Raw genomic sequence first — 13,690 nt, 5'->3', positions numbered from 1 at the left:
GGTCCGATAGATGAATCACTGACTAGAGTCGCGTGCTATGAGTGATTCTGCAAAGAAGTACACCATCGCCGTCATTCCGGGCGATGGCATTGGCAAGGAAGTGACTCCGTGGGCCCAGAAGGCTCTGGAGAAGGCGGCAGAAGGCGTCGCCGAATTCGAGTACGAGCATTTCGACCTGGGTGCCGAGCGTTACCTGCGTGACGGCGCGATCCTTCCGGAAGAGGAAGAGGAGCGCATCAAGAAGACCGACGCCATCCTGCTGGGCGCCGTTGGCGACCCGCGCATCAAGGCCGGCATTCTGGAACGCGGCCTGCTGCTCAAGCTCCGCTTCGACCTGGACCAGTACGTGAACCTGCGTCCGTCCAAGCTGTACAAGGGCGTCACCTCGCCGCTCGCCAACCCGGGCGACATCGACTTCGTCGTCGTGCGTGAAGGCACCGAAGGCCTGTACTGCGGCGCCGGCGGAGCCGTCCGCCGTGGCACCCCGAACGAGGTGGCCACCGAAGTGTCCATCAACACCGCCTACGGTGTGGAGCGCGTGGTGCGCTACGCCTTCCAGCTGGCCATGAAGCGCAGGAAGCACGTGACCCTCGTGCACAAGAAGAACGTGCTCGTCAACGCCGGCGACATGTGGCAGCGCGTCGTCGACAAGGTGGCCGCGGAATACCCGGAGGTCACCCACGACTACCTGCACATCGACGCGACCACCATCTTCCTGGTGTCCAACCCGTCCCGCTTCGACGTGATCCTGACCGACAACCTGTTCGGCGACATCATCACCGACGAAGCCGGTGCCGTGGTCGGTGGCGTCGGATACTCCGCCTCCGGTTGCATCAACGCGTCCAACGAATACCCGTCCATGTTCGAACCGATCCACGGTTCCGCCCCGGACATCGCCGGACAGAACAAGGCCAACCCGACCGCAGCCATCCTGTCCGCCGCCATGCTGCTCGAGCATCTCGGCTTCGACGATGCCGCCAAGAAGATTCATACCGCCGTGGAAGCCGACATCGAAGAGCTCGGCTCCACCACGCGTTCCACCGACGAGGTCGGCCGCGACATCCTGGCGCGCATGTGAGCAATGGCATGCGACGACATGTGACAGCATGTGACGGTTTGGACATCCAAAGAATCGGATGATTCCGATTCCCGTCCCGTCTTGTGAGACGTCCGCCGAAAAGGGGTTTCCCGAATCGGCGGGCGTCTTCGCATATTCAGGGATTTTTCAGGGGCACCTTACGGTGAAACCGCATAAAAACGGGCAAACCTTAGGATACTGTTGAGGCATGAGTGATAACAACGCCGATTTCAACGGCAACGGTCAAATCAACAATCCAACGTCGAGTGATGCGACCCAGGCCGATTTTGGCCAAACGTACGGTTCCGCGCAAAGCGATGCGCAGATGCGCGGTCCGGAAACGCAGCCGGGCGTCTCGCCTTACGGCCAGCCCGTCGATTCCGGCCAGCAGCCGCAACCGAATTACAACCAACCGCCTTACGGCCAGCCCGCATCGTCGGCTCCGTCCTACGATTCCAACGCGGGCTCGTACGCTCAATCCGGCTACAACCAATATGCCCAACCGGATTACGGACAATCGGCATACGGCCAGCAGCCGTCCTATAATCAGCCGACCTATGACCAGCCAAATTCCGGCCAATCGGCTTCATCCTACGATTCCAACGCATCGTCCTACAGCCAGTACGCGCAGCCGTCCCAGCAGCCGGCCGCTCCGGATTTGCCCTACGATCCCAACGGCGCATACGGCCAGCAGTCCTACGGTCAGCCATCCTACGGCCAACCCGCCTATGGCCAGCCGAATTACGGCCAGCAAGGCTATGCGTCCTACAACCAGTCCGCTTACACGCAACAGCCCGCCTACGGCCAGCCCGTCCCCATGGGATACTCACAGAAGTCGAAACTGGCCGCGGGACTGCTCGGCATCTTCCTCGGCGGCTTCGGCGTGCACAACTTCTACCTGGGCAACACCGGCAAAGCCGTCGCGCAGCTGCTGCTGACCCTCATCGGCTGGGTCATTGTCATCGGCCCGGCCATCTCCGGCATCTGGGGCCTGGTGGAAGGCATCATGATCCTCGCCTCCCATACGGGTTCCCAATGGCATCGTGACGGCAAAGGCGTAGAGCTGCAGGATTGATGGCCCGAGGACTCTACAAACAGCCGGGCGGCAAACTCATAGGAGTCACCGTCCGGTTTCCCCATACGTTGCGAACGGACGGCACGAGCGCCGTCGAATGCCATATCGATGGCGATTTCTTCCTCGACGGCGACGAAAACGAGACACAACGGATGCTACGTTCCATGGAAACCACGTTGGAACGATGCGCCGTCGAACATGCCGACGAACCAACGGCGGCAGAAGAAGCAGCATCCATCGCCATCGAAAAAACGATGCTGGACCATACCGACGTGCGCATCGTCGGCATGGACGCGCAAGGCATCGCCATCGCATTCCGCAGAGCGATCAACGACATGACGGATGGCGATGATGGTCCTTTCGCGACCACAGCATCGACCAACGGCACGTACGGAAAGAAGCGCGCCGGTAGCAAGGCATCGGAAGCACGCCAACAAAACGTGCGGCCCGAAGCGGATGGCAACCAAGGCGAATACGCGCAACGATGGCGTGCGCTGCGACCGCGGATTGTGCACGACATTCCGCGAAGTCCGCAGGAGCAGATGGACATCGACGTCACCTGGGCTCGGGAAGTGGCCGAAGGAACCCGCGAACCTACCCTGCGCATCTGGGAATGGGCCGCTCCGGCCGTGGTCATCGGCAGATTCCAATCGCTTGAGGACGAAGTCAACGTGCGGACCGCGCGCGAGGAAGGATTCCAAATCGTACGCCGATGCACCGGCGGGGGAGCGATGTTCATCGAACCGGGCAACACCATCACATACTCGCTATATGCGCCGCTCGATTTCGCCCACGGCATGAGCATCGAGGAATCCTACAGACTTTGCGACCACTGGCTCGTCGAAGCCCTGCGCGGACTCGGCCTCGACGTCCGCTTCGCCGGAATCAACGACATCGCCACCCAACACGGCAAACTCGGCGGAGCCGCGCAACGCCGCTTCGCACCCATGAACGGCGGTCCGGGCGCCATACTGCACCACGTCACGCTCGCCTACGACATCGACGCGGAGAAAATGACACGCGTACTGAACGTGTCACGCGAGAAAATGTCCGACAAGGCGGTGAAATCCGCCGTGAAACGTGTCGATCCCATGCGCTCGCAGACCGGCATGAGCCGCGACGAGGTGGTTGAGTGGCTGGTCGACGCCGCCAGGCGAGTTACAATATAGCCCGATAAGCCCGAATGGTCGAAGGCGTCCGTCTTGGCAGACATTGGATGGACGCCGACGATGGGTCAACGAAAGCGCGTCGGAACGGAGGCACATCGATGGTCACCCCGAATGGAGTCAACGGAATCAATGGCTTCGACGGTTTCGACGATGAACGTGAGACGCTGTTGCACACCGCGTTGTTCAAGCAGGTTTCGCCCGAAGAGGCGGAGGAGCTGCTGCCGCACCTGCGTCACGCCGAATATTCCAAGGGCGATTTCATCTTCCGTGAAGGGGATACCGACCATCGCATGTATTTGCTGGAGGAGGGGCGCGTCAAGCTGATCCGGCAGGCCTCCGACCGGCGCGTGCAGCTGCTGAGCATCCACGCGTACGGCGAGGTTTTGGGCGAGATTCCGGTGTTCGACCCGCATGGCGGGCCGCGCACGGCTTCGGCGGTGGCGATGACCAACGGCACGCGCGTCGTCTGGCTGGAACGCGACGCTTTGTTCGCCTGGCTCGACGAGCATCCGCGTGTGGCCGTGGACATGCTGCAGGTGCTGGCCCACCGCATGCGCAGCAACAACGAGCGCATCTGCGATCTGGTGTTCATGGACGTTCCCGGACGGCTCGCCAAAACGCTGCTCAACCTGGCATCGCGGTTCGGCGAGCCGGTCGAAGCGGGTTTGAAGGTTCCGCACGATTTGACGCAGGAGGAGATGGCGCAGCTCGTCGGCTCCTCGCGTGAAACGGTGAACAAGGCGTTGATGGATTTCGCCAACCGCGGGTGGATAGCCAGGGAAGGCCGGTCTATCATCATCTACCAGCCGGGCATGCTGATTCGTCGATCGCGCAGATAATTTCGCACAGATAATTTTCGGTTGATTCCCAGTTTTTTCTGCGAAAACGGCGGTTTTGTGAGAAACCCGTGACGTCTGTTGGCGCGTGTGCGTTTAGTAGACCCGCCACTTTAGAATGGGCGTCATGCCCAAAAAGAAGAAGACCCTGACCGTTCAACGCGTGCTCGCCCTGGTAGTCGCATACATCATGCTATGCGTGGGCGGCGGCATCGTGACGAGTATTTTCTTCCTTCCCGCCGTGTTCGGTGCCAATAACGTGGTCAAAGCCGTCGTTCCATCGCTCGCGGTAGAAGGCATCGACTTCGATGTGACCAGCCTTCCGCAGAAATCCACCATGTATGCCTCCGACGGAAAGACGAAGATCACGGAATTCTGGGACCAGAACCGCGAGGTCGTGCCGTTGAAGAAAGTCTCCAAAGTCATGCAGCAGGCCGTCGTGGCCCGCGAGGACAAGCGATTCTTCGAACACGGAGGCGTGGACGTGCAGGGCGTGTTCCGTGCGTTCGTCCAGACCTACGTCAGAGGCGGCGACCAGCAGGGCGGTTCGTCGCTGACGCAGCAGTATGTCAAGAACGCCCTGATCATGCAGGCTTCCCAAGACAACGACCCGATCTCCCAATACCATGCGTCCGAAGACACCATCGCCCGCAAAATGCGTGAAATGCTGATTTCGGTGCAGCTGGAGAAGAAATACTCCAAAGCCGAGATCCTGCAGGGCTATCTCAACATCGCGCAGTTCGGCGGCAACAGCCTGTACGGCGTGCAGGCAGCTGCCAAGCGCTACTTCGGCACCACGGCCGACAAACTGAACGTGGTGCAGGCCGCGACCATCGCAGCCATCACCAAGAACCCGAATTCCTACGACCCGTCCGTCGAAGCGAACCAGAAGGAATCGGAAAAGCAACGGAACATCGTGCTCCAGCTGATGCGCGACCAAGGCTACATCTCGAACAAGCAGTACACGGAAGCCGTCAATACGCCGCTGAAGGACACCCTGAACCTGCAGTCCAACTCGACCGGCTGCATGGCCGCCGAATACGATGCCGGATACTTCTGCGACTACGTCGTGCACAAGATCCTGAATTCCAAGGAATTCGGCAAGACCCAGGAGGACCGTGAACGGCTCCTCAAGGAGGGCGGCCTCAAAATCGTCACCACGCTCGACCTCGACGCCAACACGCTGCTCAACGAGACGGCCCGGAAGACGATTCCTCCGGAGGACCCCTCCGGAATGGAGATCGTCATGGCATCGGTCAAACCAGGCACCGGCGAAGTGCTGGGATTCGGCTTGAACCGTACGTACGATGCGACCGACGCCGGCCTGACCGACCAGACGAAGGACGCCATGAACTACGCCGTCGACTACGTGGACGGCGGTGGCCGAGGCTTCTCCATCGGCTCCTCGTGGAAGCCGGTGAACCTGGTCGCATGGATGGAAGCGGGACATTCCGTCAACGAAAATCTTCAGACCACGACCAGATACCCTACATCCCTGTTCGCGTGCGACCGGTACAAGGGCGGCACGGACGTATGGTCGCTGACCAACGCCATCACCAACAACACCGTGAACCCCGAGACCCCGGCACTCGCTTTGGCGCGATCCCATAACACCACGCAGGCGTCGATGGCCTCCGTCATCGGCCTATGCAAGATCGCCGACACGGCGACCGAACTCGGTTACCACGACGCCTACACCGGCGAGACGCTCGACAAGACGTCGTCCTTCGTTCCGGCAATGCTGGTGGGCAACGTGAACGTCTCCCCGCTGACCATGGCAAGCATCTTCGCCGTGTACGCCTCGAACGGCGTGCAGTGCAATCCGATCGCGTTGAAGAAGGTCACCACGGTGGACGGCGACGATCTGAAGGTGCCGTCGGCGAATTGCCATCAGGCGGTCGATCCGGAAATCATCCAGACCCTTGCCTGGGCCATGAACCAGGGCGTGGTCCGTGCGGATGGCGCCGGCCAGGTGGCGAAGCTCGCGAACAATCGCAAGACCTTCGCCAAAACCGGTACCCATGAGGACCAGTACGTGACGACGGGCGGCTTCATCCCGAACCAGATCGCCACGTTCGTGCTGGTCGGCGACGTGCAGAATCCCGTGCAGAACCCGATCGCGAACATCGCCATCAACGGCCAGTATCACAGCTATTGGGATGGTTCGACCATCGCGGCTCCGGCTTGGCGTGACTTCATGAACGCGTACGCCGAACGTAAGCAACTGCCTATTGACAACGATTACGGCCAGGCGGCGTCCAAGTATTCCGCGACCTCCAGTAGCGTCACGCCGATCGGAGGAGGCAAGAAGACCACGCCGACGCAACAGCAGTCGACCATCATCCAACAGCAGAACCAGTCGATTCAGCAGTCGCAGCAATCGACTCAGAATCAGCAGTCCCAGCAATCGCAGCAGACGACGCAGGGACAGCAGACCACGCAGAACCAACAGTGACTTCGCGATGAATCGCGGTTCCGTCGTGTCCGCGATGCGCACGTCACAGGCAAAGTGAACAGTCCATGAACGCCCGCCCCAACAGGCGGGCGTTCTGCTTACAATGCAAGTAGCGTCGCCCCATTGGTTCCATCCGGCTCTATTGGTTCCACTGGCGTCATTCGCTGGAAGCGCGGCGCGATATCGATGGTTTTTACGATTTTCCGAAGAAAGAGATGACGATGGGCAAGGGTGAGAAAAACGACGGCAAGAAGGACGGGACCATCAGGCCGTTCGACCCGATGACGTTGCGTGGCGTGACCATGCGCAACCGCATCTGGCTGCCGCCAATGGACACGTATTCCGCGTTGGCGCAGGACGGCAGGCCGACGCCGTTCCACTACCAGCATTATGTGTCGCGCGCGATGGGCGGCTTCGGCATGATCATCATGGAAGCGACGGCCGTCTCGCCGGAAGGCCGCATTTCGCCTTGCGATTTGGGATTGTGGAACGACGCGCAGATGGAGGCATGGCGCTGGATCGTCTCCGATGTGAAGGCCACGGGAGCGGCGGTGGCTGTGCAGCTCAACCATGCGGGGCGCAAAGGCTCCACGGGCTGCCATCCGATTGGTTTTGAGGGCCGAAGCGTGCCAAAGGAGAACGGAGGCTGGGAGACGGTCTGCCCCAGCGCCGACGCATATGGAGCGCTGGCTTGTCCGCGCGCGCTGAGCGTCGACGAGATCCATGCCATCGTCGGGCAGTTCCGCGATGCCGCCTGGCGCGCCTCGGACATCGGCTTCGACGCGGTGGAGATCCACGCGGCGCATGGCTATCTGCTGTCCCAGTTCCTCGATCCGCTCATCAACAGGCGTGACGACGAATACGGTGGCACGTTCGAAAACCGCGCCCGCATGCTGGTCGAGGTCGTGGACGCTATCCGTTCCGTCATTCCGGAGACCATGCCGCTGCTGGTCCGCGTCTCCGCCACTGATTGGGCCGCGGGCGGCTGGGATCTCGACCAGACCGTCGACCTGTCCAAGATCCTGAAGGCGCACGGCGTGGATCTGATCGACGTGTCCACCGGCGGTCTGATTCCCGACGTGACCATTCCGGTGAAGCCCGGCTACCAGGTGCCGTTCGCCGAACAGGTGCGGTCGCGCGCCGGTATTCCGACCACCGCGGTGGGCCTTATCACCAAGCCGAAGCAGGCCAAGAAGATTCTGAAATCGGGTGCGGCGGATGCCGTGGAGATCGGTCGGGCGGCATTGCGCGACCCGTACTGGCCGCTACGCGCCGCGTATAAGCTGGATGTGCCGGTCGACAAGGTCCCATACCAGCCGCCATATCTGCGCGGCGCCTTCCGCTGATCGCATCGCGGCCTTCCCTGTTTGCGGGCAATGTTTGCGGGTAATGTTTGCGGGTAAACATTTGTGGGCGCCTTGCCGACTCCTCTTTTGTCGGCTTGGCGCCCGCTTGATCGCTTTGATAATCGCGATTACAAACCCTGCGAGGCCTACGCGTCGACGCCGACTGCCTCGCTGACATGCTCGAAACCGTCCTTCCGGAGCAGTTCGGCGAGCCCGCGCTTCAATACGGTGATCTGCTGCGGACCGCGGTACATGAGGGCGCTGATGAACATCACCAACGACGAGCCGCTGCGAATCTTCTCATACGCCTGCTGAGGGGTAAAGACGCCGCCGATGCCGGCGATCGCGAACCGGTCGCCATACTCGCGGTAGACCTGCCTGATACGCTCGTTGCTGGCCGCGTAGCAAGGCGAACCGGACAGACCGCCCTCCCAGTCGCGCGGAATGTTCATGCCGGTGCGGTCCTTCTGCAGGTTCGCTATCGACAGACCCTGCACATTGTGCTCGGCCAGTACGTCCAGCAAATCCTTGAATTCAGGCCACGTCTTGTTCAACGGCATCTTGACGAGCGTTGGCTGCGGACGGTCAATCTTGTCGAGCTCGGTGAACAGCTTGTCGAGTGCCTCGGGGTTTTCGTTGAACGGTTCGCCCGCCATCGTGTTCGGGCAGGAGATGTTCACTTCGACCATGGCGGTGCGGCCGGCCGCGCGGCGCATCGAAATGCAGTAATCCTCGATGCCCTCATCCAAATCTCCGGTCTTGCCGTCGTTCGTGCGGGCGATGGACACCGAAACCTGCATGCTCTTGGCCTTCGTCCACGCGTTCTCGGCACGCGGAATCACCACCGCGGAACCTTCGTTGGCCAAGCCGACGTGCACCATCATCGAATCGTATTCAGGCAGACGATGGAACCACGGACGGGGATTGCCGGGGCACGGACGGGAGGTGGTGGAACCGACCGTTTCGAAGCCGAAGCCGACGTTGTCGAGCAGCACCGGCATCTCGCAATCCTTGTCGAGGCCGGCGGACAGGCCGAACGGATTGGCAAAGTCGACGCCCATCACGTTGGTCTCCAGCACCGGGTCGGTGTAGTCGAGCATCTCGCGGCACAGCCACATCAGCGGCGGAATGTTGCGTGTGACCTTGCAGAATTCGATCATCTGGCTGTGCGCCACGTCGGGCGTGTGGTTGAAGACGAAATGCGGCTTGACGATGTGCTTGTAGCCGAAGGTGAAGAGGTCGGTGGTGGCTTTGTTCACGGCGTCGTGCCAAAAGTTTTCGGAAACGTATGTCATGGTTCCTTATTCTCGCACGTTTTCGTCGGTTTCGCACGACGGACTTGGGGCTGCTTTGATTGGGTGGCATGGCATGTTCGCTTTTGTGTGGTTTGTGCTGAATTTCAGGCGATTGCGACGTGGGTTTGCGTGAAAAACAGGCGAAACGCTCAACTCGGTTTTATTTTTGAGTGAACATGTGCGATAATGTTCACATGATATCGTCACAACGTCAGCATTTGATTCTGAGCCGTCTGCGCACCCGCGGCGCGGTGCGCATCACCGCGCTGTCCAAAGAGCTGGGCGTCTCCGCCATGACCATCCGCCGCGATATCGCCGACTTGGCCGACAAGGGACTGCTGAAGCGCGTGCACGGCGGCGCCGTCAGCACCAGCACGCTGCTGAGCGAACCGTTGTTCTCCGTAAAATCGCAGATGGACATCGGTCTGAAGGATGCCATCGCGCAGGAAGCCGTCAAATACGTGGCTCCCGGCGACGTGATCGCCATCGGCGGCGGCACCACGGCGTACGTGTTCGCGCAGCATCTGCTTGAATCGCAGCAATCGTCGGGCATCACCATCCTCACCAACTCCATTCCGGTCGCGGAGCTGGTGCAAGCACTCGAATCGAAGGATGTGGAAGTCATCGTCACCGGCGGCGTCACCACGCGCTCCAACTCGCTCGTTGGACCGATCGCCGACAAAGTGGTGGCGTCGCTGCGCGTCAACACCGTCTTCCTGGGCACGCACTCTGTGTCCATTCCACGCGGCTTCCTCATGCCGAATTCGCTGGAGGCCGCAACGGATATGGCGATGATGGACATCGCCGACCGCACGATAATCTTGACCGACCACACCAAGTGGAGCTGCACGTCATTGTCGTTGTTCGCTCGCTTCGACCAGGTGGATACGGTCATCACCGATGACGGGTTGGATCCCGATTCGGTGGCGAAAACAAGGGATTTGGTCAAAGAGCTCGTGCTGGCGCACCAGACCGAGCCGGTTCAGGAAGGTGAATGATCACATATGGCAGATTTCGTCAACTATACTCCGGGGGAATATGCGAAGAAGCATATCCGCATCACGCCGACCACGCTCGCGGACGGACGCGACTTCTTCTACCTTGATGACGATCCGGAATACGTTTCCGGCGCCAAGACTCGCGAACTGAAGGATCCGCGCCAGCTGCCGTACCGCTTCTCCAACCAGCTCAACGCCGCGGGCGAGGAAGTGCCGTACGCGGCTCCGGAAATGCGCCGCGATCCGCTGACCGGCGATTGGATTCCGATGGCGACCGCGCGCATGAACCGCCCGATCACCGCAGGCCCGGGCGCCACGGCCAAGGGTAATCCGCTGGCCGCGCGCAAGCCGGGCGACCCGTACCAGGACGGCGAAGTGCCGGACACCGACTACAACGTGGTCGTGTTCGAAAACCGTTTCCCGTCGATGGTGCGCGTGCCGGGTCGTTCCGAAGCCGTGGAATACGTCGACGGCAACCCGCTGTGGGAGAAGAAGATGGCGGCCGGACGTTGCGAAGTGATCTGCTTCGATCCCGACGAGAACGGTCTGCCGGCCGACCTGCCGGTCTCCCGCCTGCGCACGGTCGTGGAGGCGTGGGCCTTCCGCACCGCCGAAATCTCCAAGATGGAAGGCGTCGAACAGATCTTCCCGTTCGAGAACCACGGTCAGGAGATCGGCGTCTCCCTGGCCCATCCGCACGGTCAGGTCTACTGCTATCCGTTCATCGCGCCGAAGATGGAGGCCGAGCTGCGGCACACCGAAGCCTACCATGAGAAGACCGGCGGCAACCTGCTCAAGGACCTCATGAACGCCGAAATCGAAGCCGAGGAGCGCATCGTCATGCGCAACCACAGCTGGGTCGCCTATGTGCCGGCAGCCGCCCGTTGGCCGCTCGAGGTGCATGTGGCCCCGGTACGCGACGTGCTCACCCTTGACGAGCTCAACGACCAGGAACGCTGGGACCTGGCCGTCATGTACTCCACACTGCTCAAGCGCGGCAATGCATTCTTCGACAAGGGCGACGGCAAGGGCATGGACCTGCCGTACATCGCCGCCTGGCACCAGGCCCCGATCCACGACAAGCGCCGCGAGAACTACCGTCTCAACCTGCAGTTCTTCTCGTTCCGCCGCGCCGCCAACAAAATCAAGTATCTGGCCGGCTCCGAATCCGGCATGGCCGCATGGGTGTCCGACACCACTCCGGAGCTCATCGCCAAGCGCTTCCACGAACTCGGCCCGATTGACATCGAAGGCTGAAACGCACAACGGCAAAGGAAACACCAATGACTGATGTTGAATTCATCGAACCGCTCTCGCATGACGAGGGCGTGAGAGTCGCGACCAACCTGTTCCGCGCCACCTACGGCGAGAATCCGGCCGGCATCTGGGCGGCCCCGGGACGCGTCAACCTGATCGGCGAACACACCGACTACAACGCAGGCCTGTGCCTGCCGATCGCGCTGCCTCACCGTACCTTCATCGCACTCAAGCCGCGTAACGACACCCACGTGAACGTGGTCTCCGACGTGGATCCCGAGGAAGTGGCCGAAGCTGACCTCGACGGACTTGAAGCCGGGGAAGTGAAAGGTTGGGCCGCCTACCCCGTGGGCGTGGCCTGGGCGCTGCGCGAAGCCGGCTTCGACGCCGTGCAGGGCTTCGACGCGGCCTTCTCCTCCTGTGTGCCGCTCGGCTCGGGCCTAAGCTCCTCCGCAGCCATGACCTGCTCCACCGCCTTGGCATTAGACGACGTGTACGGTCTCGGCTACGGTTCGACCGACGCCGGACGCGTGACGCTGATCAACGCCGCCATCAAATCCGAAAACGACATGGCCGGCGCCTCCACCGGCGGACTCGACCAGAACGCCTCCATGCGTTGCTCGCTCGGACACGCCATCCGACTCGACTGCAAGCCGGGCCTGTCCGCGGTGGAAAGCGTCGAACCGAAGGAATTCGACCTCGACAAGTATGGCCTCGAACTGCTCGTACTCGACACCCAAGCCCCGCACCAGCTCAACGACGGCCAGTACGCGCAGCGCCGCTCCACCTGCGAAGCCGCCGCGGCCCTGCTGGGAGTCGCCAATCTGCGCGTCACCGCGGAAGCGATCAAAGCCGCGGACGATCCGCAGGCGGCACTCGCCGATGTGCTCGCCAAGCTGGACGACGAGACCATGAAGAAGCGTGTGCGCCACGTGGTGACGGAAATCGCCCGTGTGGACGAATTCGTAGACGCCTTCGCCGCCGGCGACATCGCCACGGCAGGCAAGCTGTTCAACGCGTCGCACGATTCGCTGCGCGACGACTACGAAGTGACCGTGCCGGAACTCGACATCGCAGTGGAGGTCGCCCGTGCCAATGGCGCGTATGGCGCCCGCATGACCGGCGGCGGCTTCGGCGGCTCCATCATCGCGCTGGTCGACAAGGGCCAGGGTCATGAAATCGCGCAGAAGATCGCCGACCGTTTCGAAAAGGAAGGCTTCAACGCGCCCCGCGCCCTGCCGGCATACGCCGCGGCCGCGGCAAGCCGCGAGGCCTGATCACAAAACCCGATAACGAAAACGCGTGTTGGCGCACGTCCGTAAAAAAGATGTGCGCCAACGCGCGTTTTGTTTTCGGCTTGTTTTGCCTGTTTCCGGCCTACTTGCGGACCAGATGGTACACGGCGTATCCCGCTGCGATGACCAGCAGCACGATGCCGTAGACCAGATACGGCTGGCTCAACGAGACACCGCCGACCAGTTTCAGCGTGTATGGGGCCGTGAAGGCGCCGAAATTGCAGCCGACCAGCACCACCGACGTGCACAATGTATCCGAACCCTTCGGGCAGACCTCGGAAATCTGGTTGAAGGTATAGGAAATCATGGTGGGGTAGGAGATACCGGCGATCAGCGCGCCGACGCACAGAACCGTGAAATTCGGCGCGAAGAACATGATCAACGATCCGATTCCCAACGCGGCGAGGCCGACCGTCAGCGTCTGTGCCTTCAGCACCTTGTTGATCAGGCCGAACGCGAATCCCATGAGCATACCGCCGATGGTCATGACGCTCAGCAATGTGGACGCCTGTTGCATCGTGCCGAAGCCGGAGCCGGTCACCACGGACGACAGACGCGTGGTCAGTCCGATGTACATGGTCACGGCGACGATCAGGAACACGGTGATGAGCAGGATGGGGCCGTTCACCGACTGCTTGGCGTTGCCGTCCTGGGCCTGCGCGGAACCATCGGTCGTCGGATCGTTCGGTTCCTTCGGAACGAACAGCACGAACAACACCAGAATCGGCACTGCAAGGAAATAGACGAGGAACGAACTGTTCCAGCTGAGCAGCACGAGGAATCCCGCGGCCAGGGTCATCAGCGACTGGCCCAGCGATTCGAACGCGGACCTGAAGCCCATCAGCGTGGCCTTCTCGTCGCCGGAGAAGAACTTGGCGATCATGGA

11 protein-coding genes are annotated in these 13,690 nt (G+C 61.4%); 9 read left to right on the top strand and 2 right to left on the bottom strand.

Annotated features, from left to right (window positions below):
* Positions 1–37: 37 nt before the first annotated feature.
* The 6 genes from ACR0P8_RS03545 (at position 38) to ACR0P8_RS03520 (ending at position 7,959) form a co-directional block, all read left to right on the top strand.
* Positions 38–1,078, top strand: a complete 1,041-nt coding sequence (locus ACR0P8_RS03545) for a 3-isopropylmalate dehydrogenase (protein WP_432623734.1) — start codon at positions 38–40, stop codon at positions 1,076–1,078.
* A gap of 208 nt (positions 1,079–1,286) precedes the next feature.
* Positions 1,287–2,153, top strand: coding sequence for an NINE protein (locus tag ACR0P8_RS03540; RefSeq protein ID WP_432623732.1), 867 nt, complete (start codon positions 1,287–1,289; stop codon positions 2,151–2,153).
* On the top strand, positions 2,153–3,322 hold the full coding sequence (locus ACR0P8_RS03535) for a lipoate--protein ligase family protein (RefSeq protein WP_432623730.1): 1,170 nt from the start codon (positions 2,153–2,155) through the stop codon (positions 3,320–3,322). The genes ACR0P8_RS03540 and ACR0P8_RS03535 overlap by 1 nt, the downstream gene beginning before the upstream one ends.
* Positions 3,323–3,420: 98 nt before the next feature.
* Positions 3,421–4,161, top strand: a complete 741-nt coding sequence (locus ACR0P8_RS03530; protein WP_432623728.1) for a Crp/Fnr family transcriptional regulator — start codon at positions 3,421–3,423, stop codon at positions 4,159–4,161.
* Positions 4,162–4,276: 115 nt separating this feature from the next.
* Positions 4,277–6,613 (top strand): transglycosylase domain-containing protein, encoded by a 2,337-nt coding sequence (locus ACR0P8_RS03525; protein ID WP_432623726.1) that lies wholly within the window; start codon positions 4,277–4,279, stop codon positions 6,611–6,613.
* A gap of 221 nt (positions 6,614–6,834) precedes the next feature.
* The gene (locus tag ACR0P8_RS03520; protein WP_432623724.1) at positions 6,835–7,959 is read left to right on the top strand and encodes an NADH:flavin oxidoreductase/NADH oxidase; all 1,125 of its coding nucleotides are present in this window, start codon (positions 6,835–6,837) and stop codon (positions 7,957–7,959) included.
* A 146-nt stretch (positions 7,960–8,105) separates the two neighbouring features.
* Here ACR0P8_RS03520 and ACR0P8_RS03515 read toward each other — a convergent pair whose 3' ends face one another.
* Positions 8,106–9,254, bottom strand: a complete 1,149-nt coding sequence (locus ACR0P8_RS03515) for a quinone-dependent dihydroorotate dehydrogenase (RefSeq protein ID WP_432623722.1) — start codon at positions 9,252–9,254, stop codon at positions 8,106–8,108.
* 194 nt (positions 9,255–9,448) lie between these two features.
* On the opposite strand from ACR0P8_RS03515, the gene ACR0P8_RS03510 reads away from it, so the two are divergent.
* The 3 genes from ACR0P8_RS03510 to galK are packed head-to-tail and all read left to right on the top strand — an operon-like array spanning position 9,449 to position 12,786.
* The gene (locus tag ACR0P8_RS03510; RefSeq protein WP_217063566.1) at positions 9,449–10,252 is read left to right on the top strand and encodes a DeoR/GlpR family DNA-binding transcription regulator; all 804 of its coding nucleotides are present in this window, start codon (positions 9,449–9,451) and stop codon (positions 10,250–10,252) included.
* Positions 10,253–10,258: 6 nt separating this feature from the next.
* Entirely contained in the window at positions 10,259–11,509 is a 1,251-nt protein-coding gene (gene galT / locus ACR0P8_RS03505; protein WP_432623720.1) for a galactose-1-phosphate uridylyltransferase, read from the top strand.
* A 26-nt stretch (positions 11,510–11,535) separates the two neighbouring features.
* A complete protein-coding gene (gene galK / locus ACR0P8_RS03500; protein WP_432623718.1) occupies positions 11,536–12,786 on the top strand; it encodes a galactokinase in 1,251 nt (416 codons plus the stop codon).
* Positions 12,787–12,886: 100 nt separating this feature from the next.
* On the opposite strand, the gene ACR0P8_RS03495 is transcribed toward galK, so the two are convergent.
* The coding region (locus ACR0P8_RS03495; protein WP_432623716.1) for an MFS transporter at positions 12,887–13,690 on the bottom strand (804 nt) is incomplete at its 5' end.

It is taken from the genome of Bifidobacterium sp., from assembly GCF_050874245.1.
Taxonomy (GTDB): Bacteria; Actinomycetota; Actinomycetes; order Actinomycetales; family Bifidobacteriaceae; genus Bifidobacterium.
This window is presented reverse-complemented; position numbering and strand designations above follow the sequence as displayed.